Origin of the sequence: Streptomyces sp. NPDC102451 (genome assembly GCF_044765485.1) — a bacterium.
Lineage (GTDB): Bacteria > Actinomycetota > Actinomycetes > Streptomycetales > Streptomycetaceae > Streptomyces.
Genome location: NZ_JBIWKD010000008.1, coordinates 82,028 through 105,477 on the forward strand (window position 1 = coordinate 82,028; position 23,450 = coordinate 105,477).

At 71.1% G+C, this 23,450-nt stretch carries 18 protein-coding genes and 1 pseudogene; 15 read left to right on the forward strand and 4 right to left on the reverse strand.

Annotated elements, in window-relative coordinates:
- The first annotated feature begins 89 nt into the window (after positions 1–89).
- The 8 genes from ACIRD8_RS20040 (at position 90) to ACIRD8_RS20075 (ending at position 12,142) form a co-directional block, all read left to right on the forward strand.
- Entirely contained in the window at positions 90–1,769 is a 1,680-nt protein-coding gene (locus ACIRD8_RS20040; protein ID WP_403993027.1) for an ABC transporter substrate-binding protein, read from the forward strand.
- Positions 1,770–1,988: 219 nt separating this feature from the next.
- On the forward strand, positions 1,989–3,044 hold the full coding sequence (locus ACIRD8_RS20045; protein WP_403993030.1) for an ABC transporter ATP-binding protein: 1,056 nt from the start codon (positions 1,989–1,991) through the stop codon (positions 3,042–3,044).
- Positions 3,041–4,021 carry an ABC transporter permease gene (locus ACIRD8_RS20050; RefSeq protein WP_403993033.1) on the forward strand — a complete coding sequence of 327 codons (981 nt, stop codon included), beginning with the start codon at positions 3,041–3,043 and terminating at the stop codon, positions 4,019–4,021. The genes ACIRD8_RS20045 and ACIRD8_RS20050 overlap by 4 nt, the downstream gene beginning before the upstream one ends.
- Positions 4,022–4,026: 5 nt before the next feature.
- Positions 4,027–5,100: an ABC transporter permease gene (locus ACIRD8_RS20055; protein ID WP_403993036.1), complete on the forward strand. Its 1,074-nt coding sequence runs from the start codon at positions 4,027–4,029 to the stop codon at positions 5,098–5,100.
- On the forward strand, positions 5,097–6,083 hold the full coding sequence (locus tag ACIRD8_RS20060) for an ABC transporter ATP-binding protein (RefSeq protein WP_403993039.1): 987 nt from the start codon (positions 5,097–5,099) through the stop codon (positions 6,081–6,083). Before ACIRD8_RS20055 ends, ACIRD8_RS20060 begins: the two co-directional genes overlap by 4 nt.
- Positions 6,084–6,132: 49 nt before the next feature.
- Entirely contained in the window at positions 6,133–7,545 is a 1,413-nt protein-coding gene (locus ACIRD8_RS20065) for a GH1 family beta-glucosidase (protein ID WP_403993042.1), read from the forward strand.
- Between the two features lie 42 nt (positions 7,546–7,587).
- On the forward strand, positions 7,588–10,674 hold the full coding sequence (locus ACIRD8_RS20070) for a glycoside hydrolase family 3 N-terminal domain-containing protein (protein ID WP_403993045.1): 3,087 nt from the start codon (positions 7,588–7,590) through the stop codon (positions 10,672–10,674).
- Between the two features lie 79 nt (positions 10,675–10,753).
- On the forward strand, positions 10,754–12,142 hold the full coding sequence (locus ACIRD8_RS20075) for a hypothetical protein (RefSeq protein WP_403993047.1): 1,389 nt from the start codon (positions 10,754–10,756) through the stop codon (positions 12,140–12,142).
- Positions 12,143–12,151: 9 nt separating this feature from the next.
- Here ACIRD8_RS20075 and ACIRD8_RS20080 read toward each other — a convergent pair whose 3' ends face one another.
- Positions 12,152–12,733, reverse strand: a complete 582-nt coding sequence (locus ACIRD8_RS20080) for an MSMEG_1061 family FMN-dependent PPOX-type flavoprotein (RefSeq protein WP_403993048.1) — start codon at positions 12,731–12,733, stop codon at positions 12,152–12,154.
- A 160-nt stretch (positions 12,734–12,893) separates the two neighbouring features.
- Between ACIRD8_RS20080 and ACIRD8_RS20085 the strand changes: the two genes are divergently transcribed.
- The 5 genes from ACIRD8_RS20085 (at position 12,894) to ppk2 (ending at position 17,975) form a co-directional block, all read left to right on the forward strand.
- Positions 12,894–13,961 carry a FecCD family ABC transporter permease gene (locus ACIRD8_RS20085; protein WP_403993051.1) on the forward strand — a complete coding sequence of 356 codons (1,068 nt, stop codon included), beginning with the start codon at positions 12,894–12,896 and terminating at the stop codon, positions 13,959–13,961.
- Entirely contained in the window at positions 13,958–15,034 is a 1,077-nt protein-coding gene (locus ACIRD8_RS20090) for a FecCD family ABC transporter permease (protein ID WP_403993053.1), read from the forward strand. Before ACIRD8_RS20085 ends, ACIRD8_RS20090 begins: the two co-directional genes overlap by 4 nt.
- Positions 15,035–15,083: 49 nt before the next feature.
- Positions 15,084–15,905 carry an ABC transporter ATP-binding protein gene (locus ACIRD8_RS20095; RefSeq protein ID WP_403993056.1) on the forward strand — a complete coding sequence of 274 codons (822 nt, stop codon included), beginning with the start codon at positions 15,084–15,086 and terminating at the stop codon, positions 15,903–15,905.
- Positions 15,906–15,936: 31 nt separating this feature from the next.
- Positions 15,937–16,962: an ABC transporter substrate-binding protein gene (locus ACIRD8_RS20100; protein ID WP_403993059.1), complete on the forward strand. Its 1,026-nt coding sequence runs from the start codon at positions 15,937–15,939 to the stop codon at positions 16,960–16,962.
- A gap of 62 nt (positions 16,963–17,024) precedes the next feature.
- On the forward strand, positions 17,025–17,975 hold the full coding sequence (gene ppk2, locus ACIRD8_RS20105) for a polyphosphate kinase 2 (RefSeq protein WP_403993062.1): 951 nt from the start codon (positions 17,025–17,027) through the stop codon (positions 17,973–17,975).
- Between the two features lie 49 nt (positions 17,976–18,024).
- Here the strand turns inward: ppk2 and ACIRD8_RS20110 are convergent, their stop codons facing one another.
- The 3 genes and pseudogenes from ACIRD8_RS20110 to ACIRD8_RS20120 all read right to left on the reverse strand — a co-directional run bounded on the left by ACIRD8_RS20110 (position 18,025) and on the right by ACIRD8_RS20120 (position 21,593).
- Positions 18,025–19,119 carry a chitinase gene (locus tag ACIRD8_RS20110; RefSeq protein ID WP_403993065.1) on the reverse strand — a complete coding sequence of 365 codons (1,095 nt, stop codon included), beginning with the start codon at positions 19,117–19,119 and terminating at the stop codon, positions 18,025–18,027.
- Positions 19,120–19,326: 207 nt separating this feature from the next.
- Positions 19,327–20,001: pseudogene (locus tag ACIRD8_RS20115) on the reverse strand (cellulose-binding protein); the annotation flags it as partial.
- A gap of 209 nt (positions 20,002–20,210) precedes the next feature.
- Positions 20,211–21,593 carry a cellulase family glycosylhydrolase gene (locus ACIRD8_RS20120; protein WP_403993068.1) on the reverse strand — a complete coding sequence of 461 codons (1,383 nt, stop codon included), beginning with the start codon at positions 21,591–21,593 and terminating at the stop codon, positions 20,211–20,213.
- 519 nt (positions 21,594–22,112) lie between these two features.
- Here ACIRD8_RS20120 and ACIRD8_RS20125 point away from each other — a divergent pair.
- Positions 22,113–22,334 carry a hypothetical protein gene (locus ACIRD8_RS20125; RefSeq protein ID WP_403993071.1) on the forward strand — a complete coding sequence of 74 codons (222 nt, stop codon included), beginning with the start codon at positions 22,113–22,115 and terminating at the stop codon, positions 22,332–22,334.
- A 68-nt stretch (positions 22,335–22,402) separates the two neighbouring features.
- On the forward strand, positions 22,403–23,434 hold the full coding sequence (locus tag ACIRD8_RS20130) for a sigma factor-like helix-turn-helix DNA-binding protein (RefSeq protein WP_403993073.1): 1,032 nt from the start codon (positions 22,403–22,405) through the stop codon (positions 23,432–23,434).
- The last annotated feature ends 16 nt before the right edge of the window (positions 23,435–23,450 follow it).

A 23,450-nucleotide genomic window follows, 5' to 3' on the forward strand; every position in this document is an offset into this window, starting at 1 on the left:
CACCACCCGCACGAACCCCCGCACCCCGGCGCGTCGAGCGCTGACCACACCCTCGGATCTCCCAGACCCGAAGTCCTCCTGGAGTCGCCATGTCCGTACGCCGTCGTCACACGTTGAGAGCGCTCTCAGCCGCCACTGCCGTGGTCGCGCTCGCCGCCGGATGCTCGTCCGCCAACTCGGGTGCCAACAAGGGAGGCGGAGCCGGCGCCTCCGGCGTGCTGACCCTCGGCAAGCCCGACGGGCCGCAGACGAACAACAGCAACCCGTTCCTCGCGACCTCGGCGGCGGCCGTCCTCGGCTACCGGGTCATGGTCTACGAGCCGCTGGCGATGCCCAACCAGATCCGGCCCTCGGACAAGGCGGACCCATGGCTGGCGACCGCCTGGGACTGGGAGGCGAACTTCACCAAGGTCACCTTCACGCTCGACAAGCGGGCGAAGTGGGCCGACGGCAAGCCGCTGACCGCCGAGGACGTGGCCTTCACCTTCGAACTCCTGAAGAAGCACCCGGCGCTCAACAAGGACGGCATCCCCTTCGACGGCATTGCGGTCGAGGGCGGCAAGGTCGTCCTGACCTTCAAGGATTCCCAGTTCGTCAACCAGAACAAGATCACCTCGATCTTCGTGGTGCCCAAGCACATCTGGGAGAAGGTCGAGAACCCCGAGACCTGGCCGAACCGGACCCCGGTCGGCTCCGGCCCGTACAAGCTGAAGACGTTCACCCCGCAGACCACCACCCTGACCGCCACGCCCACCTACTGGAAGGGCGAGACCAAGGTCAAGGAGCTGCGCTACACCACGTACAACGACAACAGCGCCGCGACCACCGCCCTGGCGAACGGCAAGCTGGAGTGGTCGTTCGTCTTCATGCCGAACTACAAGCAGCTGTACGTCGCCAAGGACCCGAAGAACCACAAGCTCTGGTTCCCCTCCGGGCTCGGCATCCACGGCCTGTGGTTCAACACCGCCCGCAAGCCGTTCGACAACCCGGCCCTGCGCAAGGCGATGGCCATGGTCATCGACCGCAAGGCCATCCACGTGCAGGCGCAGGCGACCCTCTACCCGGAGATCACCAGCCCGACCGGCATCCCGCTGCCCGCCGGCGAGTCGTTCCTCGCCCCCGAGTACAAGAGCGCCACCACGGCGCCCGACGTGGACGGCGCCAAGGCGCTGCTCAAGGACGCCGGCTTCAAGCTCAGCGGCGGCGTCCTGAAGGACCCGAGCGGCAAGCCGGTGGAGCTGACCTTCACCGACCCGGCCGGCTGGAACGACTACATCACCGGGCTCTCGATCATCAAGGACAACATCAAGCAGCTCGGCATCGCGGCCAAGGTCAAGACCCAGACCGCCGAGGCCTGGGGCAACGACGTCGGCACCGGCAACTTCGACGCCACCCTGCACTGGACCAACAGCGGTGCCACGCCGTACGACATGTACCAGAACATCATGGACGAGGCGATCTACCAGCCCATCGGCAAGAGCGCCCAGACGGGCAACTTCGGCCGGTTCAAGAACGCCGAGGCGACCGCCGCGCTGCGGGAGTACGCCAACGCCGCGGACGACGCCACGCGCACCAAGGCGATGAACACGCTGCAGAAGATCATGGTCGAGCAGGCGCCGGTCATCCCGACCGCCGCGGCCCCGATCGGTGCCGAGTACTCCACGAAGAACTGGGTGGGCTGGCCGACCGAGAAGGACCAGTACGCAGCCCCGCAGCACACCCAGCCGGACGCGCTGGAAGTCGTGCTGAACCTGAAGCCCGCCAAGTGAGAGGGTCCGGCAGTTGGGGGGCGGCGTCGCGGGGTTGGGCACGCACTCCCCCAAGCTCTCGGCTTCGCTCGAGCAGGGAGGGGCCCCCAGCGGCGTTGTCGTCAGTCAACAACGCTCCGCGTTGCCTCCCTCCTCCGCCTTGCAGCTGCACGCGCCCAACCCCGCTCCTTCTCCCACCCCCCAACTGCCGGACCCTCTAATCACGGGGAAGAACCGACCATGACCACCGAACAGTCCGAAGACGTGCGCACCACGGCTGACGTGGTGCTCGAAGCACGCGGAGTCACCAAGCACTTCCCCGTACGGCGCACCGCAGGCGACCTCGTCGCCCGCAGACGCCGCACCGTCCACGCCGTCGACGACGTCTCGCTGAAGCTCCGGCGCGGCACCGTCACGGCCCTGGTGGGGGAGTCCGGCTCCGGAAAGTCCACCGTCGCACGGCTGCTCGCCCAGCTCTACCCGCTCACCGCGGGCGAGATCGACCTGGGCGGCACGGCGGTGAAGGCCGGGCGTGGCCGGTCCTTCCGCAGATACGTCAAGCAGGTCCAGCTGATCTTCCAGGACCCGTTCGCCTCGCTCAACCCGGTGCACACCGTGCGCTACCACCTGACCCGCGCCCTGAAGATCCACGGCCGGGCGGGGAGCGGGGAGACGGAACTGGAGACGAATCTGGCCGCTCTGCTCGAACGCGTCCAGCTGACTCCTCCTCATCAGTACCTGGACAAGTTCCCGCACGAGCTGTCCGGCGGGCAGCGCCAGCGCGTCGCGATAGCGCGCGCGCTCGGCGCCGACCCGCAGGTCCTGCTCGCCGACGAACCGGTCTCGATGCTCGACGTGTCGATCCGGCTCGGCGTCCTCAACCTGCTCCGCGACCTCAAGGAGCGGCTGCACCTCGCGATCCTCTACATCACCCACGACATCGCGTCCGCACGCTACTTCGCGGACACGACCCTGGTGATGTACGCGGGCCGGATCGTGGAGGGCGGGGACAGCGAGACCGTCACCCAGCACCCCGCACACCCCTACACCCAGCTGCTGATCGCCTCCGCGCCCGACCCCGACCGGGTGGCGGACGAGGAGGCGCAGGAGGAGACCGGAAGCGGCGAGCCGCCCTCGCTGATCGCCCCGCCGGCCGGCTGCCGCTTCCACCCCCGCTGCCCGAAGGCCATGGAGCGCTGCCGCACCGAACTGCCGCCGCGCTTCGACCTGGCGGACGGCCAGTGGGCCGCCTGCTGGCTGTACGACGGCACGACCGCCGAGGGAGCAGCGAAGTGAAGTACATCCTCCAGCGGTTCGTCTTCTACGCGGTCACCGCGTGGGCCGCCATCACCATCAACTTCCTGATCCCGCGCCTGATGCCGGGTGACCCCGTCGAGGCTCTGATCAGCCGCTACCAGGGGCAGCTCGACACCTCCGCCATCGCGTCGCTGCAAGCGCTGTTCGGACTCGACGAGAACGCGTCCATCTGGTCGCAGTACACCGACTACTGGTCTCACCTGCTCGACGGCGACCTCGGTCTCTCCTTCACCTTCTTCCCGACCCCGGTCGGCGAGGTGATCTCCCAGTCGCTGCCCTGGACGCTCGCCCTGGTCGGTATCACCACCCTGATCAGCTTCCTGCTCGGCACCGGCATCGGCGTCTACAGCGGCTGGCGGCGCGGCTCCTGGCTGGACGGGCTGCTGCCCGTGACCACCTTCATCTCCGCCATCCCGTACTTCTGGCTCGGCCTCATCGCCATCGCGGTGTTCGCGGTGAAGTGGCAGATCTTCCCGGCCGCCGGAGGGTACGACAACTCCCTGGTCCCGGCCTTCGACTGGCCGTTCGTCTCCAGCGCGCTCTACCACGGGGTGCTGCCCGGCGTGACGATCGTGCTCAGCGCCATCGCCGGCTGGATCCTCGGCATGCGCAACATGATGGTGACCGTCTCCTCCGAGGACTACGTCATGGTCGCGCAGGCCAAGGGCCTGTCCGAGCGGCGCGTGATGTTCTCCTACGCCGCGCGCAACGCCGTCCTGCCCAACATCTCCGGCTTCGCCCTCTCGCTGGGCTTCATCGTCGGCGGGACCCTGCTGGTCGAGATGGTCTTCTCCTACCCGGGCATCGGCTACCAGCTCTTCCAGGCCGTCGGGGCCAAGGACTACCCGCTGATGCAGGGCGTCTTCCTGATCATCACGCTCTCGGTCCTCGCCGCGAACCTGCTGGCCGACATGGCCTACGCCCTCCTCGACCCCCGCACTCGTAAGGAGGCCTGACGACCATGTCCGTCACCGCCACCGACGTCGCCGTACTGGACGACCCGCCCACCCCCGCCGCCCCGGGCCGGGCCAGGTTCCGCTTCCTGCGGGGAGGGAAGACCCGCACCGGGCTGCTCATCCTCGCGTTCTTCGTGGTCCTCGCCGTGGCGGGCCCCTGGCTCGCGCCGTACGACCCGGACGCGATGAGCGACCAGCTGCTGCAACCGCCGTCCGCCGACCACTGGTTCGGTACGACGCAGACCGGGCAGGACGTCCTCTCGCAGATCCTGGTCGGCACCCGCGGGGTGCTGCTCGTCGGATTCCTCGCCGGCATCCTCGCGACCGTGCTGTCCGTGCTCATCGGGGTCAGCGCGGGGTTCCTCGGCGGAGCCGCCGACGAGATCCTCTCCATGCTCTCCAACATCTTCCTCGTCATCCCCGGCCTGCCGCTGATCATCATCATCGCGAGCTTCGTCGAGGACACCGGGGACATGCTGATCGCCGCCGTCATCGCCCTCACCTCCTGGGCCTGGGGGGCGCGAGTGCTGCGCGCCCAGACCCTGTCGCTCCGCCGCCGCGACTACGTGGAGGCGGCCCGGGCCACCGGCGAATCCACCTGGCGGATCATCCTGTTCGAGGTCATGCCGAACCTCACCGCCGTCATCGCGTCCGGCTTCGTCGGCACCGTCATCTTCGCCGTCCTCTCCGAGATCACCCTCGCCTTCATCGGCGTCGCCGACATCTCCCACTGGAACTGGGGCACCGTGCTCTTCTGGGCCCAGTCCAACCAGGCCCTGGCCCAGGGAGCCTGGTGGTGGTTCGTCCCGGCCGGCCTGTGCATCGCCCTGCTGGGCACCGCGCTCTCCCTCATCAACTTCGGCATCGACGAGTTCGTCAACCCGCGCCTGCGCACCGCGACGGGTGCCTCCCGGAAGGTCCGGATGCGGGTCGGCTTCACCCCGGTCGCCCGCATCACCGTGCCGGAGAAGACCGCGCTCGGCTTCACCCCGGTGGCCCGTACCACCGCACCCGCCGCTCCCGGGCCGGCCGAGGAGCCCGAGTCGCCCGGAACGCCCAGCAAGGAGCACAGCGCATGACCGCCGAGCCGATCCTCACCATCAGCGGCCTGAACGTCGACTACGGCACCGGCGCGAGCGGTGTCCGTGCCCTGCGGGACATCGACCTCACCCTGCACCGCGGCGAGGTCCTGGGCCTGGCGGGCGAATCGGGGTCGGGCAAGTCCACGCTCGCGTACGCCGTCACCCGGCTGCTCTCCCCGCCCGGGGTGATCACCGGCGGCGACGTCCACTACCACCGGCCGGGCGGCGAGAGCGTCGACATCCTCTCCCTCAGCCCGGACGAGCTGCGCGCCTTCCGCTGGCAGGAGCTGTCGATCGTGTTCCAGGGGGCGATGAACTCGCTCAACCCGGTGCACACCGTCCACAGCCAGCTCACCGATGTGCTCACCGCACACCGCCCCGGCATGCGGGCCGCCGAGCGCACCGCGCGCGCCGAGGAGCTGCTGAACCTCGTCGGCATCTCCGCCGACCGGCTCGCCGCCTACCCGCACCAGCTCTCCGGCGGCATGCGCCAGCGCGTGATGATCGCGATGGCGCTCGCCCTGGAACCCGAGATCGTCATCATGGACGAGCCCACCACCGCGCTCGACGTCGTCATGCAGCGGCAGATCCTGCGCAAGCTGGTGGAGCTGCGCGAACGCCTCTCGTTCTCCGTCGTGTTCATCACCCACGACATCTCGCTGCTCATCGAGTTCTCCGACCGGATCGCCATCATGTACGGCGGCCGGATCGTGGAGCAGGCGGGAGCCACCGAGATCTACCGCGACCCCCGCCACCCCTACAGCGAGGGGCTGCTGCACTCCTTCCCCGCGCTGCACGGCCCCCGGCGCGAGCTCACCGGCATCCCCGGCTCACCCCCGCACCTGTCCGCGATGCCCGCGGGCTGCGCCTTCCACCCCCGCTGCGGCAAGGCCTTCGACGCCTGCTCCGCCCGGGTCCCGGTCCTCGCCGCACCGGACGCCGGCCAGGACCGCGAGGTCGCCTGCTGGCTGCACCACTGACCGCACCACCCCTCACCACCCCACAGCACACCCGGAGTTACGGAGACCCATGAATCTCGTCACGCCCCGCAGCAGCCTGCAGCCCGCCGCCGTCCAGGGACTCCCTGCCGACTTCCGCTGGGGCGTGGCCACCTCCTCGTACCAGATCGAGGGCGCGGCCTCCGAGGACGGCCGTACCCCGTCCATCTGGGACACCTTCTGCCGCGTACCGGGCGCCGTGCACAAGGCGGAGCACGGCGACGTGGCCTGCGACCACTACCACCGGATGCCCGAGGACGTCGAGCTGATCGCGGGCCTCGGCGTCGACACCTACCGCTTCTCGCTCGCCTGGCCGCGCATCCAGCCGGGCGGCCGCGGGCCCGCCAACGCCAAGGGCCTCGACTTCTACAAGCGGCTGGTCGACGAGCTCCAGGGCCGGGGCGTCACCCCCTGGATCACCCTCTACCACTGGGACCTGCCGCAGGAGCTGGAGGACGCGGGCGGCTGGCCGGCCCGCGACACCGCCCTGCGGTTCGCCGAGTACGCCATGCTCGCCTACGAGGCACTCAGCGACCGGGTCGAGCACTGGACGACCCTGAACGAGCCGTGGTGCTCGGCCATGCTCGGATACGCCTACGGGGCGCACGCCCCCGGCCGCTCCGACATGGGCGACGCCATGAGCGCCCTCCACCACCTCCTCCTGGGCCACGGCCTCGCCGCCCGGCAGATGCGTGAGGCGGCGGGCAGCAACCCGCTGGAGCTCGGCATCACCCTCAACCTCGGCACCGCCACCCCGGAGACCGACAGCGAGGCCGACCGGGAGGCATGCCGCCGCGCCGACGGCATGGGCACCCGCCTCTACCTCGACCCGATCGTCCACGGCCGCTACCCGGCGGACGTCGTCGACGACCTCGCCGCCCAAGGCATCGAACTCCCCGTCCAGGACGGCGACCTGGCCGCCATCGCCACCCCCCTCGACGTCCTCGGCGTCAACTTCTACCGCGGCGCGCTGTTCTCCGGGGTGACCGAGGACGGCTCGACGACCGACACCGACGGCCTCCCCGTCGTGCGAGGGGTGGAGCGCGACCTGCCCCGCACCGCCATGGACTGGGAGATCACCCCGGGCGAGCTGACCGAGCTGCTGCTGCGGCTCCAGAGCGACTACGCCCTGCCGACCGTCATCACGGAGAACGGGGCCGCGTTCGACGACACCGTCGCGGCCGACGGGTCGGTCCCCGACACCCACCGCACCGCCTATCTCGCCGACCACATCGCAGCCGTGTCCGAGGCCCGCAGGCAGGGCGCCGACGTCCGGGGCTACTTCGCCTGGTCGCTGATGGACAACTTCGAGTGGGCCTACGGCTACGACAAGCGGTTCGGCATCGTCCGCGTCGACTACGACACGCAGGTGCGGACGCTCAAGGACAGCGCCAAGTGGTACCGCGACACGATCCGCCTCACCCGGAACACCCACCAGGACTGACCGGGCCGCAGACCCGCCCGGACACCACCAAGGAGAGCCGCCATGCCCCGTACACCGCACGCCCGCGCCCGGCACCGCGCGAGACCGGCCACGGCCGCGCTCGCCGCCGCCACCGTCCTCGCGTCCCTGCTCGCCGGGGCCGTCCCCAGCGCGGCGGCCGGCGCCGACGACCCCGCGCCCGTCCTCGTCGACCGCTTCGAGGGCGAGGTCCCGCTCGGCAATCCGCCCGCCGACTCCCTCTTCACCTGGGGCGGCGACACCGACGACCACCCCGCCCTCACCTTCCAGGAGCGCGCCGACGCCCCCGAGGGCGCCAAGGTCCTGTCGGGCACCTACGACATCAGCTCCTACGGCGGGCTCAGCCACGAGTTCGCCGTCGACCAGCCCCCGAAGGACTGGACGGCCCACAAGGGCATCCGCTTCTGGTGGTACGGCCAGAACACCGCGCCCCTGCCGCCCGGTTCGGGCAAGCGGATCAACTTCGAGATCAAGGACGGCGGAGCCAACGGCGGCGCCTCCGAGCTCTGGACCACCTCCTTCACCGACGACTGGGAGGGCTGGCACCAGGTCGAGATCCCCTTCGCGGACTTCGTCTACCGCGCCGACTACCAGCCCGTCGGCGGCATCGACCAGATCCTCGGCCTGAACGAGATGTGGGGCTACGCCCTCACCCTCCCGACCGGCGCCCCCGGCTCCTTCGCCATGGACGCCGTCGAGCTGTACGGCAAGGCCGACCCGGCCCTGAAGTCGAGCGTCGTCGTCGACTCCGCGGTGCACCCGGTCAAGGAGGGCGGCACGGCGGACATCAAGATCTCCGTCGCCACCACCGGATCGGCCCCCATCGAGGAGCCCGTCACCGTCGCCTGGACGACCAAGGGCGGCAGCGCCGAGTCCGGCAAGGACTACACCCCGGTCACCGGCACCCACACCTTCCCCGCGGGCACCGCCTCCGGCACCACGCACACCGTCTCCGTGTCCACCACCAAGGACAAGGGCGCCGAGTCCGCGGAGACCATCCCGCTCGAACTCACCGTCACCGGGGCCAAGGCGCCCAAGGAGAACCCCCAGGTCGTCATCGACGCCCACGGGCTGCCGTACCAGAACGCGAAGCTCCCGGTGAAGCAGCGCGTCGCCGATCTGCTCGCGCGGATGTCCCCGGCCGAGAAGGCCGGCCAGATGACCCAGGCGGAGCGCAACGCGCTGCGGTCGCAGGGCGACATCGCCACGTACGACCTCGGCTCGCTGCTCTCCGGCGGCGGCTCCGTGCCCACCCCGAACACGCCCGAGGCCTGGGCGAAGATGACCGACGCCTACCAGCTGCGCGCGCAGGCGACCCGCTTCCAGATCCCGCTGATCTACGGCGTGGACGCGGTGCACGGCCACAACAACGTCATCGGCTCGACGATCATGCCGCACAACATCGGCATCGGCGCGGGCCGCGACCCGAAGCTCGCCGAGAAGACCGGCGCGGTCACCGCCAACGAGGTCCGCGCCACCGGCATCCCGTGGGACTTCGCGCCCTGCGTCTGCGTCACCCGCGACGAGCGCTGGGGCCGTTCCTACGAGGCGTACGGCGAGGACCCGGCGCTGGTCGAGGCCATGGAGACGGTCATCACCGGCATGCAGGGCAGCCCGTCGGGCAAGGACCTCGCCCGCAACGACAAGGTGCTGGCCAGCGCCAAGCACTTCGTCGGCGACGGCGGCACCGAGTTCGGCTCCTCCACCACCGGCTCGTACACCATCGACCAGGGCGTCACGAAGGTCACGCGCAAGGAGCTCGAAGCCGTCCACCTCGCGCCGTTCGCCGAGTCCGTGAAGCGGGGCGTCGGCACGGTCATGCCGTCGTACTCCTCGCTGGACGTCCTCGGCGACGACGCGGGCCCGGTGAAGATGCACGCCAACGCGGAAATGATCAACGGTGTGCTCAAGGACCGGATGGGCTTCGAGGGCTTCGTCATCAGCGACTGGCAGGCCATCGACCAGATCCCCGGCGACTACGCGAGCGACGTCAGGACCTCGATCAACGCCGGCCTCGACATGATCATGGTCCCGACCGCGTACCAGGACTTCACGAAGACGCTCCAGGACGAGGTCACCGCCGGCCGGATCGAGCAGGCCAGGATCGACGACGCGGTGTCCCGGATCCTCACCCAGAAGTTCCGCCTCGGCCTCTTCGAGAAGCCGTACGCCGACACCTCCAACCTGGACAAGGTCGGCTCGGCGGCACACCGCGCGGTCGCCCGCGAGGCGGCCGCCAAGTCCCAGGTGCTGCTGAAGAACGACGGCGCGGTCCTCCCGCTCAAGGCCTCGCAGAAGGTCTACGTCGCCGGGTCCAACGCCGACGACCTCGGCAACCAGGCCGGCGGCTGGACCATCAGCTGGCAGGGTGCCTCCGGCGCCACCACCACCGGCACGACCATCCTCGACGGCATCGAGAAGAACACCTCATCGGCCACCTACTCGAAGGACGCCTCCGCCCCGACCGCCGGGTACGACGCCGGAGTCGTGGTCGTCGGCGAGAAGCCGTACGCCGAGGGCATCGGGGACGTCGGCAACGGCCACGACCTGGAGCTCACCGATGCCGACAAGAAGGCGATCGACACGGTCTGCGCCGCCATGAAGTGCGCGGTCCTCGTCGTCTCGGGCCGCCCCCAGCTCATCGGCGACCGGCTCGGCGACATCGACGCCCTCGTCGCCTCCTGGCTCCCGGGCACCGAGGGCGACGGCGTCGCCGACGTCCTCTACGGCAAGCGGGCCTTCACCGGACAGCTCCCGGTGACCTGGCCGAAGTCCGAGGCGCAGCTGCCGGTCAACGTCGGCGACGCGACCTACGACCCGCAGTTCCCCTACGGCTGGGGACTGACCACCCTGCGCAAGGCCCCGGCGGGCGGCGAAGCCACCCTCACCGGTCTCGCCGTCGCCGCGCAGCTCGCCGAGCGTGCGGGCCTCGGGAGGACCGCGGCGGGCAAGGAGATCGTGGACCGGGCGAGGCTCCTGGTCCAGCAGAGGACCGGCGGAAAGCTGACCGCGGCGGTGTCCAAGCCGTTCGCGGAAGCCGACCACCTGCTGCTCACCGGCGATCTGACCGGGGCGGTGGCGAAGCTGCGCGCGGCGTACCGCGCCGTGTAACAGCCTGAAGCCGTGTAACAGCATGAAGGGGACCCGGGCGGGCGACGCGTTTGTCGCCCGTTCGGGTTACTTTCGGAGTATGAGGAAGAGGCTGTTCGCTCCCCTGTGGGCCTGCCTGCTGCTGATCCTCTCGGCGGCCGTGCTGGCCATGATCCCCGCTGCCCAGGCCGCCGCCCCCTCGACGATCGGCGATGCGGCCACCGCTCTGCGCGAGGACCCCGTCTACGTCGACCCGGCGGCATCCGGCCAGCTCTCGGCGTCCCAGGAGGCCGCCCTGGAGAAGAAGATCGTGGACGCCGACAAGCCGGTCTTCGTGGCCGTGCTGCCCGCGACGTCCGAGTACCCGCCCGACAACCTCCTGCAGAACCTGCGCACCGACACCGGAGTCACCGGCGTCTACGCCGTCCGCCTCGGCGACGGCTTCGACGCGGGCGCCGACCCGCAGGTGATGCCCGTCCGGGCCGTCGAGAACCTCACCACCGCCGTGAAGGCACCCGGCGCGGACACCGACGCCGCGACCCAGCTCAACGCCTTCGTCGACCGTGCCGTCGACGAGGCCAAGGGCAGCGCCCCCGCCTCCTGGTCCGGCGGCGCGGCGGACGACGGCGACCGGAACGGCCTTCCCGTGGCCGGTCTGATCGTCCTCGGCGGCGTGGTCCTGCTCGGCGGAGGCACCGCGCTCGCGGTCTCCCACCGCAACAGGAAGCGCAAGGAGGAAGAGGAGCAGGCCTCCCTGGAGAAGCTCCGGGTCGTCGTGGACGAGGACATCACCGCGTACGGCGAGACCCTGGACCGGCTGGACTTCCATCCCGCCGAGAAGGGCGCGGACGACGCGATGCGCATCGACTACGAACGCGCGCTCGACTCCTACGAGGACGCCAAGTCCCGCATGGGCAACGCCCGCCACCCCTCCGACGTACGCGGGGTGACCAAGGCCCTGGAGGACGGCCGCTTCTCCCTCGCGGTCCTGGAGGCCCGCCGCAAGGGCCGCACCCTTCCGGCCCGCCGTCCGCCCTGCTTCTTCGACCCCCGGCACGGACCGGCGGTCGCGGACGTCATGTGGACACCGTCCGGCGGCTCGGCCCGCGAGGTCCCGGTGTGCGGCGCGGACGAGGTCAGACTGCGCGAGGGCGAGGCCCCCATGAGCCGCACCGTCGACGTCGGCGACGGCAGACGGCGCCCCTACTGGGAGGCGGGCCCGGCCTACGGCCCCTGGGCCGGCGGCTACTTCGGCGGCGGCCTCCTCCCGGGCCTGCTGGTCGGCACCATGCTCGGCTCGATGCTCTCCACCCCGGCGTACGCGGCGGAGTACGGCGGCGGTGACTTCGGCGGAGGCGGCGGGGGCGGTGACTGGGGCGGCGGCGACGTCTCCGGCTCCGACTTCGACTCCTCCGGCTTCGGAGGCGGCGGCTTCGGCGACGGCGGCGGTTTCGGAGGCGGCGGAGGCTTCGACGGCGGCGGGTTCTGAGCGAAAGCCTCAGCCCTCCGCGGTCTCCCAGCTCTCCGGCGCCCACATGCCCGAGCGCTTCAGCGACGCCGGGCAGTGCAGATAGATCTCGTCGATCTCCACGACCAGCGCCAGGTCGGGGCGCCGCCCCTTCACCGTCATCGCGTCGAAGAAGGGGGCGTCCGTGAGGATGCGGGCGCGCCCGTTGATCCGCAGGACCGTCATCGCACCCGGTATCAGGTAGAGCAGGCCGACGTGCGGGTTGGACAGGATGTTGTGGAAGCTGTCGCCGCGCCGGTTGCCCGGCAGATCGGGCAGGGCGAGCGTCCGCGCGTCCAGGACCCGGGTGAAGCCCGGTTCGCCGCCGCGCGGTGAGGTGTCGCAGTTACCGTCGGCGTCCGAGGTCGAGACGGCGCAGAACGGCGCACGGGCCAGGAGGTCCAGGTCGGCCTCGGTGAGCTCCTCGTGGACCTTGTCGATGACGAGCGGCCACGGCGTCCCGAGGATCTCGCGCAGCTGCTCCGCCGACCGCAGGGGCACCGCTCCGGCCAGAGGATCCCCGCCGGGGGAGGGAACGTCGGCGGTGACGGCCACGGGCGCGGCGTTCGACAAGGGATTCTCCGTACCTTGCGGGGGCACAGCAGCGGATCGCTGACCTGGCACTGTTAGGCTCACCTTACTTATGCCTGCCGGTTCGCCCCGTCCCGGGGGCGGACAAGCAAGGGTGAGGAACAGTGCACAACCGTATGTCGCCGCGCCGGGTACGCCGGCTGTGAGCGGCCCGGTTCTCCAGGGAACGAACGAACGGAAGACCGCGAAGCTCGAGCGACGGCGTGCGCGCAGCCGCCCCGTCCTGGCCCTCGGACTGCTGGTCGCCGTGGCCGTTCTCCTGCTGACCGTGCTGGTGAGCCTCGCGGTCGGCTCGGGGGACGTGGCCCTCGGCGACGTATTCGACGGGGTGTTCGACCCTGACCTCGGCGTCAAGGGCCAGCTCATCGTCCAGGAGGTCCGCATACCCCGCACCGTGGCCGGGCTGCTGGCCGGTGCGGCGCTCGGCCTCGCGGGCACGGTCATGCAGGGCGTGGCCCGCAACCCGCTCGCCGACCCCCAGCTCCTCGGCATCAACGCGGGCGCCTCGGTCGCCGTGGTGTGCTCGATCAGCTTCTTCGGACTCACCGTCGCCACGCAGTACATCTGGTTCGGCTTCCTCGGCGCCCTGCTCGCCGCCCTCCTCGTGTACGGCGTCGGCTCGCTCGGCCGCGAGGGCGCCACCCCGGTCAAGCTGGCCCTGGCGGGCGCGGCGACCAGCGCCGTCCTCACCTCCGTGACCAGCGTGGTCCTGCTCCAGGACCGCGAGAGCTACGACCGCTTCCGCTTCTGGCAGCTGGGCGCGCTCACCGCACGCGACGCGGACGTGCTGTGGCAGGTGTCCCCGTTCATCGCGGCCGGAGCCGTCCTCGCGCTGCTGCTCGGCCCGCAGCTCAACGCCCTCTCCCTCGGTGACGACCTGGCCCGCGGCCTCGGCCAGCGGGTGGGCCTCGCCCGGCTCACCTCGGCGCTCGCCGTGGTGCTGCTGTGCGGCGCGGCGACCGTGGTGGCCGGCCCGATCGGCTTCGTCGGCCTCGCCGTGCCGCACGCCGCCCGGCTCATCACCGGCCCCGACTACCGCTGGGTGCTCCCGTACAGCATGGTGCTCGCCCCGGTCATGCTGCTCGTCGCCGACATCACCGGCCGGGTCGTCGCCCCGCCCGGCGAGGTCCAGGTGGGCGTGGTCACCGCCGGGATCGGCTGCATCCCCTTCATCTGGCTCGTCCGGCGCAGGAAGCAGGTGGAACTGTGACCGGGACCCGCCTCCAGGAGGCGCCCGACGCCGCCCGCCTCACGGACGCCGTACGCACGGTGACACGGGTACGCGGCCGGGGACGCCGGCGCTCCGTGCTGGTCGCGGCCGCCCTGTCGGCCGCCGTGGTGGCGGTGTTCGCCCTCTCGCTCAGCGTCGGCGACATGGTGATGCCGCTCGGCAAGGTCGTGGAGACCCTGTTCGGCGGCGGGGACGGCGGCTCGCGCTTCGTCGTGCTGGAACTCCGCCTGCCCCGCGCCCTGCTCGCGATCCTCGTCGGTATCGGCTTCGGGCTCTCCGGAGCCGTCTTCCAGTCCCTGCTGCGCAACCCGCTGGCCAGCCCGGACGTCATCGGCATCAGCGCCGGGGCGAGCGCCGTCGCCGTCACCGCGTCGCTGCTCTTCCAGGTCAGCGGCCTCGCCCTGTCCGGGAGCGCCCTGTTCGGGTCGGTGGCCGCCGGCGCCGCCATCTATCTGCTCGCCTGGCGCCAGGGCGTCGCCGGCCAGCGCCTCGTGCTGATCGGCGTGGGCTTCGGGACCGGGCTGAGCAGCGTGGTCTGGTACGTGATGGCCCGCTCCGACACCGCCGACGCGCAGGAGGCGTACCTCTGGCTGACCGGCACCCTCAACGGCCGTTCCTGGGGCCAGGTGTGGCCGCTGCTGAGCGCCCTCGCCGTCCTCGTGCCGCTCACCGTCCTCGCCTCCCGCGCCCTGGGCCCCCTCCAGCTCGGGGACGACGCGGCAGCAGGGCTCGGCGCCCGCGTCGAGCCCGGCAGGCTGGCCCTGCTCGGCTGCGCGACCGCCCTCGCCGGGGTCGCCACCGCGGCGGCCGGCCCGGTCGGCTTCGTCGCGTTCGTCTCCGCGCCGATCGCCCGCCGCCTCGTCCCGGGCCGCGGCGCCGCCCAGCCGCACGCGGCGCTGACCGGCGCCCTGATCGTCCTGGTCGCCGACTTCGGCGCCCAGCACCTGCTGCCGTCGGTCCAGCTGCCGGTGGGCGCGGTGACCAGCATCATCGGCGCCCCCTACCTGCTGCTGCTCCTGGCCCGTGCCAACCGAGGGGGCAGCGGTGGCTGACACAGAGACCCACGCGAACCTACGCGAAAAGGAAAGGCATGGCCGAGCCGTGGCTGAGCACACCCTCCGGGCCCAGGACGTCCGCCTCGCCTACGGCGACCGGGAGATCGTCTCCGGCCTCACCGTGAGCGTCCCGCCGGGGCGGATCACGGTCATCGTGGGCCCGAACGCCTGCGGCAAGTCGACGCTGCTGCGCGCGATGGCGCGGCTGCTCGCGCCCTCGGAGGGCGCCGTGCTGCTGGACGGCCGGAGCATCCAGGAGATGCCGACCAAGGAGGTCGCCGCCGTGCTCGGCATCCTCCCGCAGAGCCCGTCCGCGCCGGAGGGGATCACGGTCTCCGACCTCGTCGGGCGCGGCCGCTATCCGCACCAGGGCTGGTTCCGGCGCTGGGGCCCCGAGGACGACGAGGCCGTCGCCCAGGCGCTGCTCTCCACCGGCACCCTGGAGCTCGCCGACCGCCCGGTGGACGAGCTCTCGGGCGGGCAGCGCCAGCGGGTGTGGATCGCGATGGCGCTCTCGCAGCGTACGGACATCCTGCTGCTGGACGAGCCGACGACCTTCCTGGACGCCAGCCACCAGCTGGACGTCCTGGACCTGCTGACCGACCTGAACCACGAGCACGGCGCCACGATGGTGGCGGTGCTGCACGACCTGAACCTGGCCTGCCGCTACGCCGACCACATGATCGCCATGAAGGACGGGCGGATCGTCGCGGAGGGCCCGCCCTCCGGCATCGTGACGGAACCGCTGGTCGGCGAGGTGTTCGGCATGCGCTGCTCGGTCATGGAGGACCCGGCGTCGGGCACGCCCATGGTGGTGCCCCTGGGCCGCCACCATGTGCGGGGCGCCGCGGCCCGCCCCGCATCGTGATCACTCTTTAGGTGAGGCTAACCTAATCGGCATGAACGATTCCGCTCCCCGCTCCCGCCGCGCACGGCGCACTCCGGTCCTGATGGCCGGCGTCGTCGCCGCCCTCCTCGTCGGCCTGGCCGCCTGCGGCTCCTCCGACGGCACAGGCTCGGACTCCGCAGCCTCCTCGGACGGAGCCGCCGAGGGCGCCTTCCCCGCGAAGGTCGCGACGAAGTTCGGCGAGGTCACCGTCGACAAGGCTCCCCAGCGCATCGTCGCGCTCGGCTGGGGCGACGCCGAGACGGTCCTCGCGCTCGGCGGGCAGCCCGTGGGCGCGAGCGACTGGCTGGCCTTCGGCGGCGAGGGCGTCGGACCGTGGGCCAAGGGCGCGTACGACAAGAGCCCGCAGATCATCGGCACGCTGGAGCCCGAGTACGAGAAGATCGCGGCACTCCAGCCGGACCTGATCCTGGACACCAAGTCAAGCGGGGACCAGACGCGTTACGACACCCTGAGCAAGATCGCCCCGACCGTGGGCGTGCCCGAGGGCGGCGACCAGTACAAGCAGACGTGGGAGAAGCAGACCGAGATGGTCGCCGCCGCCATGGGCGTCCCGGAGAAGGGCGAGAAGCTCATCGCGGACACCGAGGCGAAGTTCGCCGCGGCCGCGAAGGCGCACCCGGAGTTCAAGGGCAGCACGATCACCCTCGGCTCCCGTACCTCCGAGGGTTACGGCGCCTACGTCTCCGGCACCGGCCGGGTCGACTTCGTCGAGCGCCTCGGCTTCGAGAACAACCCGGCCGTCGACGCCGAGGCAGGTGAGGGCTTCTCGATCTCCGTCTCCAAGGAGAAGCTCGACCTCCTCGACGCCGACCTGACGGTCATGGCCCCCATCGGCATCCCGGCCTCCGACATCAGCGGCGACCCGCTGTACAAGGCGGTCCCGTCCGTGAAGGCCGGACACTCCCTCGTCTTCGACGACAAGGGCATCAGCCAGGCGTTTGCCACCGACTCGGTGCTGTCGACCTCCTATGCGATCGACAAGGTCGTCCCGCTCTTCGCGGCGAAGATGAAGTAGACGGCCGCGCGCCCCGCGCCACCTGGTGGCGCGGGGCGCGAAGGGGTGCCAGGCTTGGTCCGGTGGAACGTGACCGGGTGGAGAAGCAGCTGCTGGACGGCCTGACCGTCGACACCAGCAGGCCCGAGCAGCCGATCCTGCTCGACGAGGCGGGCAAGCCGATCAGGACCTGGCGCGAGAACTATCCGTACGACCGCAAGATCCGCCGCAAGGAGTACGAGCGGATCAAGCGCGTCCTGCAGATCGAGATGCTCAAGCTCCAGCGGTGGACCAAGGACACCGGGGCACGGGTCGTCGTGGTCTGCGAGGGGCGCGACGCGGCCGGCAAGGGCGGCACCATCCAGCGCTTCACCGAGCGCCTCAACCCGCGTGGCGCGCGCATCGTGGCCCTCGACAAGCCCACCGACCGCGAGCGGGGCCAGTGGTACTTCCAGCGTTACGTCGCCCATCTGCCGGCGCCCGGCGAGATCGTCTTCTTCGACCGCTCCTGGTACAACCGGGCCGGTGTCGAACGCGTCATGGGCTTCTGCACCCCGCCGGAGTACGAACTCTTCCTCAGGCAGTGCCCGGCCTTCGAGGAGATGCTCGTCGACGACGGCATCCTCATGGTCAAGTTCTGGTTCTCCGTCTCCCGCGCCGAGCAGCGCACCCGCTTCGCGATCCGCCAGGTCGACCCCGTACGCCAGTGGAAGCTCTCGCCCACGGACATCGACTCCCTGGACCGCTGGGACGACTACACCAGCGCGAAGATCGACATGTTCCGTGCCACCGACACCGAGCACGCGCCGTGGACCGTCGTGAAGAGCAACGACAAGCGCCGGGCCCGCCTCGAAGCGATGCGCAGCCTGCTGGCCCGCGTCGACTACGCGGCGAAGGACTCCGGCGCCGTCGGCAAGCCGGACCCCCTCATCGTGGGCGCCGCGGCCACCCTGCTGGAACCGGGCGAGGAGGACACCGCCCTCTCGCCGACCCGCCTCGCCCCGCACCGCGACGGGCCGGGTCAGCACCCCTGACGAGCTGTCAGGTGACGCCCGGGGGAAGCCTTCCCCCGGGCGGCCGGGATCAACGGCCCTGCAGCGACTTCACGTTGTCGCCGAAGGTCCAGTCGCGGGACCCGTCCCAGTTGAGCGACCAGGTCATCAGCCCCTTCAGGCCGCTGATCCCGTTCCAGGCCTGGGCCACGAGCGAGGGCGCCATGTAGCCGCCGCCCGCACCCGACTGGGCGGGCAGACCGGGCACCTGCTTGTCGTACGGGACCTTGATGGTCGTGCCCTGCACGACCAGGCCCTGGTTCAGGCAGTCGGTCTGGGCGGTGAAGCCCTGCACGGTGCCCGCCTCGTAGGAGTCACCGGAACACCCGTACATGCTGCCGTTGTAGTACTGCATGTTCAGCCACCACAGCCGGCCGTTGTCGGCGTACTTCTTGATGACCGGCAGATAGGCGCCCCAGATCGAGCCGTAAGTGACGCTGCCGCCGGTGACGTAGGCGGTCTCCGGGGCCATGGTCAGGCCGAATCCGTCGGACATGGCGGCGAGGACCCCGTCGATGATCCGGATGAGATTGGCCTGCGAGGGCGAGAGCGTGTTGATGTCGCCGCTGCCGCTGAGACCGGTCTCGATGTCGATGTCGATGCCGTCGAAGTTGTACGTCTTCAGGATCGGCACCACCGTCTCCACGAACCGGTCGGCCACCGCCGAGGAACTGAGGTCGATGCCCGCCGTCGCACCGCCGATCGACAGCAGGGTGGTGAGCCCCCCTTCCTTCGCCTGGCACATCTCCTTGGGCGTCGGCACCTTCACGGTGGCGTCCATGCCGTCCTCCCACAGCACGGTGCCGTCCGACCGGATGACCGGGAAGGCCGCGTTCACGACGTTGTAGCCGTGCTCGGGGATGCGCGGATCGGCGATCGAGGTCCAGCCGAACGGCGGGTGCACGCCGTTGGCGGCCCCGTCCCAGTTCTCCCAGTAGCCCTGGAGCACCTTGCCCTGCGGCCTCGGCTTCAGGGCGCAGGTGGCGGCGGCCGGGGACGCGGAGTCCCCGGCGGCGGCGGAGGCGGCCGGTGCGGTGCCGACCAGCGCCTGGGCGGCTCCCGCGGCCGCCAGCGCGACGGCCAGAAGCCGGGCGGTGTAGGTGTGTCCTGCCGTACGTCGAGGCATGGGGGGCCCTTTCTGTGGCTGTGCCGACGGGCACAGTGGGGGACGCCGGGTGGGGGGTGGCTACCTCTGCGGTCTAGACCAACCGCGAGGCTAGCCCTGCCGGTTGAGCATGTCCATACCAATGCCGCCCCGGGCGTGCGCCTGTCCGAGGGGCGCGCGCAGAAGCACCGGACAGGCGGGGGCCTGTCCGGTGCTCCGATGGGGCTGTCAGCAGTCCAGAGGCGCGGACCCGACGGTCACGTCGTCGAACCACAGCGTGTCGTCACCCGTCCCGTAGCTCTCCCAGCCCAGCCGCAGGGCGGTGGGCCGGGGCGGCGTGGTGCGGACCAGCCACTGCTGGTCGATGTCCTGGGTGGGGACACCGTCGGCGTGCAGACCCGGGACCAGCTCGTCGCCGAGCCAGGTGTCCAGGGCGGGTGCCGTCGTGTCGATCGAGAAGCGCAGGCACTGCCAGCTGTCCGTCGGCAGCGGCCTGCTCAGACCGACGCCGACCGGGCTCTGGGCCGGGAGGGTGGCGTCGTCGGTCTCGCGGTTCCACTGCAGGGCGCCGTTCTGGCCCCCGACGCGCAGACTCCGCCCGCCCTGCGAGGCGTCGGGCAGCGAGACGAACGTGACGTGGGCGGCGGGAAGGCCGGTGGTGTGCCGCACCCACATGCGTACGTGGAGCACCGGGCCCGCCGTGGACAGGTCCGCCGTGGAGGCGACGAACGCGTGGTTGCAGTAACCGGCCCGGCCGTCGACCCGCAGCGATCCGCTGCCGCTGTGCGCGACCTCGCTGTCGACGGCGGCCGTGCCGGTGCCCTGGCAGTCGGGGGCGGTGAACTGCCAGTCGCCGGACGGGGCGGGACCGGTCTGGTCCTCGAAGTCCGAGCAGATCAGGGCCCCGTCGTTCTGGCAGCCCGCCTCCGCGCCGCTCGCGGCGTTCGCCGTGAAGCCGGTCGCCAGCAGTGCGGCAGCCGTGAGGGCCGCCGCCCATGACCGGCGCGGTAATCGGGACTGTGATCGTGAGGGAAGGACGCGCACGTGTGCCTCCGGGGTGGGGGTGAGGTTCCTGCGCGGCGGGGCTCCTCGCCGGAGCCCCGCCGGGGACGTCAGCTCGTGGGGAAGCTGTCGGGCGTGCTGATCCGGCTCTTGAGCAGGGCGCCGGACTCGCTCAGCACACCGCCGCTGCTGTAGTCGGTGCCGTTGCAGGTGCCGGACCGGAACGCGGCGCTGCTCTCGTCGGCGTCGGAGTAGGTCCAGTTCGCGTAGCTGATCTTCAGCTGGTCGAGCAGGTCCAGCCACGCCGTGGTGCTCGCCTGGTCCATCGCCCCGCCGCCGGTCGCGCTCACCGTGCCGAACTCGGTGACGAACAGCGGGAGTTTCGAGGCCGCCCGGCTCACCGTGGAGCGGTAGGCGTCCTTGTGGCTCGCGGCGTAGAAGTGGAAGGCGTACATGAGGTTGCTCGCGTTGACGGGGTTGCTGACGACCTCGCCCTCGTCGGAGCCGTCCGAGACCCCCAGCGAGGACCAGCCGCGGGTGCCGACGATGACGACGGCGTCCGGGTCGGCGGCCCTGATCACCGGGATGACCTGCTCGGCATAGCTCTTGATGGCCGACCAGCTCACGCCGTTGGGCTCATTGGCGATCTCGTAGATCACGTTCTTCTTGCCGGCGTTGCGGGCCGCGACGGACGCGAAGAACGTCTTCGCGCGGTCGATGTTGAAATTCGGGTCGCCCGGCGTCAGCGTGTGGAAATCGATCAAGGCGTACATGCCACGGGCCTCGGCCTCGTCGACGAGGCCGTTCACACGGTTGGTGAAGCCCGTGGGATCGGTCTCGTAACCGTCCTCCTGTACGTACATGGCGATGCGCAGCAGGTCCGACTTCCAGTCGTTCGCCAGCGCGTCCAGGGACGCGGTGTTGTAGCACTGGCTGAACCACTGGATGCCGTGCGTGCTCATGCCCCTCAGCTGGATGGGGCGGTCGTGCTCGTTGCACAGGTTGACGCCGCAGACGTGGAGTTGTCCGTTGACGTCCACCGGGGTGCCGGCGGCGGGGTCGGGGTCGGGCGTGGGCTCTTCGAGGGAGCCCGTGCAGGCGACACCGTTGAGCCTGAACGCCGTGGGCTTCGGGTTGGCGCCGGTGGCGGAGCCCGCGAAGCCCAGGTCTGCCGTCGCATCGGTGGCGAGCGTACGGTTCCAGTCGACGCCGGCCGCGGTGACCTCGGAACCGGACTGCGACCAGGTGGCGTTCCAGCCCTGCGTGACCTTCTGCCCCGCGTCCGGCAGGGAGAAGGTGAGGGTCCAGCCGGTGACCGGGGCGCCCAGGTTGGTGACCTTCACTCCGGCCTGGAAGCCGCCCTGCCACTGGCTGGTCACGGTGTAGTCGACCTTGCAGCCGGCGGCGGCGGCGGCCCCGGCCTGGGGACTGATCGCCGCCGTGAGGCCCAGGACGGTGGCGCAGGTCGCCAGTAAGGCGAGCAGACGTTTCATGACGTTCCTCCTCGTGCGAAGCGGTGGGGGGTGGGAGCGCTCCCAAGGTCCATCGGGCCGAGACCGTACACGGTGCGCCGAGGCGCGTACAGACATGCGACCGGCTTTGACGAAGAGGGATCCGGCCGCCGGGCCGGCCGCACGGGCGGGACCGGCGGCCGCCTGCGGCGGATCTGCACACCGTGTCCCCAGGCGGCGCGCGGCCCGCGACGACTCCCCGTGGCCCGCACCGGTCCAGGGTGCCCGTGGCCGCGAATGTCCGCTTTCGCGGTGGCTTGAAATTCCCGGCAGCGGAACGTCCGTCGATCGGGAAGGTGAAGAAGCTGTACCGGTCCGAAGGGCAATGTGACCGCAATGGCTTTACGGCGCCGAGAAAGCGGAGGGAGAGCTACCGGGCGGGTGGCCTCCCCTGATGCCCCCGTGCTTACATCCTCCGTATCGCGGAAGCGGCAACGGCATTCTCTCCTGACGGAGTTGGTCCGGGCCAATTCCGGAATTGACGCGAAAGGAATTCACCTCATGAGCTCCGCCCCCCACATCCACACCCAGGAAATCTCCGACGCGGACCTGGACAACGTGTCCGGTGGCCTTTCCGGCGCGGCTTCCCTCGAAGCGCCGCTCGTCGGCGGCATCTCGGGCGGCCTCAACGCCGACCTGCTCACCGGCAGCCTGTCGGGCGCCGTCGGCGCCAACCTGCTGGGCGTCGCCGGGCTCGGCTCCGCCGCCACGCTCTCGGCCTGAGCCGACAGCTCGGCCCGTATGCCCCGATGCCGGTCAGGCGCGGGGCATAGGGGCATGTGAGGGGCACCATGATCAGGCACGCGGAGGACCCCGAGGCCATGGATCCCGGGACCGCTTTCACGGACGACCGGTGGGCACTGATCTGGAGCCACCGTGACGAACTGCTGGACGTCGCGCGCGGTTGCTCGCAGAGCGCCGAGGACGCGGAGGACGCCGTCCACGAAGCGATGATCTGCGCGAGGGAGACCCCGGACATCCCGTACGGCCGGGTGCGCCCGTGGCTCCGCCTCGCGACCCTCCGCGCATGCGCCGACCGGCGCCGTCAGGTCGCCCGGGACGCGGAGCTGAGCGCGGCCTGCCCCGTCGCCCCCGCCGATCCCTCCCCCGTGGAGGAGGCGGCCTGCGACCGCGCGGAGGCCAGGTGGATCGCCGCCCGCAGCGCCGAACTGCTGCCCGCACGCCAGGCGGAGGCGCTGCGGTTGCACTCCCAGGGCCACGACGTCGGACAGGTGGCCCGGACCATGGGCCTGAGCTACCGGGCCACCGAGTCCCTGCTCGCCAGAGCCAGACGTTCGCTGCGCGCCGCGCTGGCCGGGAGCCTCACCCTCGCCGCGGCCGTGTGGCTGTCCGTGCGGAGACTCCCGCGTACGGGCTTCGCCCAGCAGGCGGTGGCGGCATCGGCGGCGGCGACCGTCGCCGCCGCCGGACTGACCCTCTCCGCCCCCGTCCGGCCCGAGAGCCCGCGTCCCGCCGACAGGCCCGGGGGCTCGGCCCCACGCGCCGTGGAGTCGCCCGCTCCCCACGTGCATCCCGCACGCTCTCCCGCGCCCTCCACCGCCCGGGGTCCGCAGGATTCCGCCGACCGGACGGGCCGGGACACCTCGCATCCCGTGACGAGGAATCCGCCGAGGACCTACGAGCCGCCGCGTGCGGCCCCCGTGGAGATATCGATCGAACTCGGCACGGGCGAGGCGGTGCCCACGCCGGTGCCCCGGTCGGTGCCCACGTCGGTTCCGTCGCTGCCGCCGGTCGACGCGTCCGGCGCCGATGCCACGGAGGCCTTGCTCGATCTATCGAGATTCGATAGATTCCCATCGTAGGTCGATGGGAGGCTGA

What these genes read in the sequence shown, in the direction of transcription:
- ACIRD8_RS20110 (WP_403993065.1), bottom strand. Translation starts at nt 19,119, where the DNA reads ATGCCTCGACGTACGGCAGGACACACCTACACCGCCCGGCTTCTGGCC.
- ACIRD8_RS20045 (WP_403993030.1), top strand. Translation starts at nt 1,989, where the DNA reads ATGACCACCGAACAGTCCGAAGACGTGCGCACCACGGCTGACGTGGTG.
- ACIRD8_RS20100 (WP_403993059.1), top strand. Translation starts at nt 15,937, where the DNA reads ATGAACGATTCCGCTCCCCGCTCCCGCCGCGCACGGCGCACTCCGGTC.
- ACIRD8_RS20065 (WP_403993042.1), top strand. Translation starts at nt 6,133, where the DNA reads ATGAATCTCGTCACGCCCCGCAGCAGCCTGCAGCCCGCCGCCGTCCAG.
- ACIRD8_RS20130 (WP_403993073.1), top strand. Translation starts at nt 22,403, where the DNA reads ATGATCAGGCACGCGGAGGACCCCGAGGCCATGGATCCCGGGACCGCT.
- ACIRD8_RS20120 (WP_403993068.1), bottom strand. Translation starts at nt 21,593, where the DNA reads ATGAAACGTCTGCTCGCCTTACTGGCGACCTGCGCCACCGTCCTGGGC.
- ACIRD8_RS20060 (WP_403993039.1), top strand. Translation starts at nt 5,097, where the DNA reads ATGACCGCCGAGCCGATCCTCACCATCAGCGGCCTGAACGTCGACTAC.
- ACIRD8_RS20075 (WP_403993047.1), top strand. Translation starts at nt 10,754, where the DNA reads ATGAGGAAGAGGCTGTTCGCTCCCCTGTGGGCCTGCCTGCTGCTGATC.
- ACIRD8_RS20055 (WP_403993036.1), top strand. Translation starts at nt 4,027, where the DNA reads ATGTCCGTCACCGCCACCGACGTCGCCGTACTGGACGACCCGCCCACC.
- ACIRD8_RS20125 (WP_403993071.1), top strand. Translation starts at nt 22,113, where the DNA reads ATGAGCTCCGCCCCCCACATCCACACCCAGGAAATCTCCGACGCGGAC.
- ACIRD8_RS20040 (WP_403993027.1), top strand. Translation starts at nt 90, where the DNA reads ATGTCCGTACGCCGTCGTCACACGTTGAGAGCGCTCTCAGCCGCCACT.
- ACIRD8_RS20070 (WP_403993045.1), top strand. Translation starts at nt 7,588, where the DNA reads ATGCCCCGTACACCGCACGCCCGCGCCCGGCACCGCGCGAGACCGGCC.